The sequence below is a fragment of the Mycobacterium sp. genome (assembly GCF_049280035.1).
GTDB lineage: Bacteria > Actinomycetota > Actinomycetes > Mycobacteriales > Mycobacteriaceae > Mycobacterium.
Map to the genome: position 1 here is coordinate 1 of NZ_JBAPPI010000491.1, position 1,829 is coordinate 1,829.

General features: G+C 65.8%; 4 protein-coding genes. All 4 read left to right on the forward strand.

From position 1 onward, the window contains the following. Window positions 1-156, forward strand: a 156-nt coding sequence (gene rpsM / locus WAN71_RS16045) for a 30S ribosomal protein S13 (RefSeq protein ID WP_422226282.1), incomplete at its 5' end; no start/stop codon positions are given. A 2-nt stretch (window positions 157-158) separates the two neighbouring features. After that, window positions 159-584, forward strand: a complete 426-nt coding sequence (gene rpsK, locus WAN71_RS16050) for a 30S ribosomal protein S11 (RefSeq protein WP_422226279.1) — start codon at window positions 159-161, stop codon at window positions 582-584. A gap of 13 nt (window positions 585-597) precedes the next feature. Continuing rightward, window positions 598-1,203 carry a 30S ribosomal protein S4 gene (gene rpsD / locus WAN71_RS16055; protein WP_422226280.1) on the forward strand — a complete coding sequence of 202 codons (606 nt, stop codon included), beginning with the start codon at window positions 598-600 and terminating at the stop codon, window positions 1,201-1,203. Between the two features lie 76 nt (window positions 1,204-1,279). Then, window positions 1,280-1,829 (forward strand): DNA-directed RNA polymerase subunit alpha (locus WAN71_RS16060; protein ID WP_422226281.1); only part of this gene is annotated, 550 nt, incomplete at its 3' end.

Sequence of the window (1,829 nt, forward strand, 5' to 3'; positions counted from 1 at the left end):
GTGCAGGCCGATATCCGCCGCAAGATTGAGATCGGCTGCTACCAGGGGCTCCGGCACCGCCGCGGCATGCCGGTGCGTGGCCAGCGCACCAAGACCAACGCGCGTACCCGTAAGGGCCCCAAGCGCACCATCGCAGGCAAGAAGAAGGCGAAGTAGTCATGCCCCCAGCCAAGAAGGCAGCCTCTGCCGCGCCCAAGCCCAAGAAGGGTCAGAAGACCCGGCGGCGGGAAAAGAAGAACGTCCCGCACGGCGCTGCTCACATCAAGAGCACGTTCAACAACACGATCGTGACGATCACCGACCTGCAGGGCAACGTCATCGCCTGGGCGTCGTCGGGCCACGTCGGTTTCAAGGGCTCGCGCAAGTCGACGCCGTTCGCCGCGCAGCTGGCCGCCGAGAACGCCGCCCGCAAAGCGCAGGAGCACGGCGTGAAGAAAGTCGACGTGTTCGTGAAGGGCCCGGGCTCGGGCCGCGAGACCGCGATCCGGTCGCTGCAGGCCGCCGGGCTGGAGGTCGGCGCGATCTCTGATGTCACCCCCCAGCCGCACAACGGCTGCCGTCCGCCCAAGCGTCGCCGGGTCTAGGAGGAGACAGACAATGGCTCGTTACACCGGACCCATCACCCGGAAATCACGCCGGCTGCGCACCGACCTCATCGGTGGCGACCAGGCGTTCGAGAAGCGCCCCTACCCGCCCGGCCAGCACGGCCGGGCGCGGATCAAGGAGAGCGAGTACCTCCTGCAGATGCAGGAGAAGCAGAAGGCTCGCTTCACCTATGGCGTCATGGAAAAGCAGTTCCGCCGCTACTACGAAGAGGCTGCGGGCCGTCCTGGCAAGACCGGTGACGAGCTGCTGCAGATCCTGGAAAGCCGGCTGGACAACGTCGTCTACCGCGCTGGGCTGGCGCGCACTCGCCGGATGGCCCGTCAGCTGGTCAGCCACGGCCATTTCACGGTAAACGGCGTGCACGTCAACGTCCCCAGCTATCGGGTGTCGCAGTACGACATCATCGACGCGCGGGACAAGTCAGTGAACACGGTGCCGTTCCAGATCGCACGCGAGACCGCCGGCGACCGTCCGATCCCCAGCTGGTTGCAGGTGGTCGGTGAGCGTCAGCGCATCCTGGTCCACCAACTGCCCGAGCGTGCCCAGATCGACGTGCCGCTCACCGAGCAGCTCATCGTCGAGTACTACTCGAAGTAAACCCCCCTGCACTGAACCCGGTGCAGGTCTTAACGGCATCAAATAGCGGGTGCCGAGAAGGAGAAGAAGAAACACCATGCTGATCTCACAGCGACCCACCCTGGCCGAAGAGGTCGTCAACGACAACCGTTCGCAGTTCGTCATCGAGCCGCTGGAGCCGGGATTTGGCTACACGCTTGGTAACTCACTGCGCCGCACGCTGCTGTCGTCGATTCCCGGCGCGGCCGTCACCAGCATCCGCATCGACGGCGTACTGCACGAGTTCACCACCGTGCCCGGCGTCAAGGAAGACGTCACCGACATCATCTTGAACCTCAAGGACCTGCTGGTCCGGGTGGCGACCGATGAGCCGGTCACCCTGCGCCTCGACGTGCGCGGCCCGGCCGACGCCACCGCCGCCGACCTGCAGGTGACCTCGGACGTGGAGATCCTCAACCCGGACCTGCACATCGCCTCCATCAACGCCAAGGGCCGCCTGGCCGTCGACGTGACGGTGGAGCGGGGCCGCGGTTACGTGTCGGCCGACAAGAACAAGCGGTCGCAGACCATCGGCGTGATCCCGATCGACTCGATCTTCTCGCCCGTGCACCGGGTGACCTTCGACATCGAGCCGGTCCGGGTGGAGC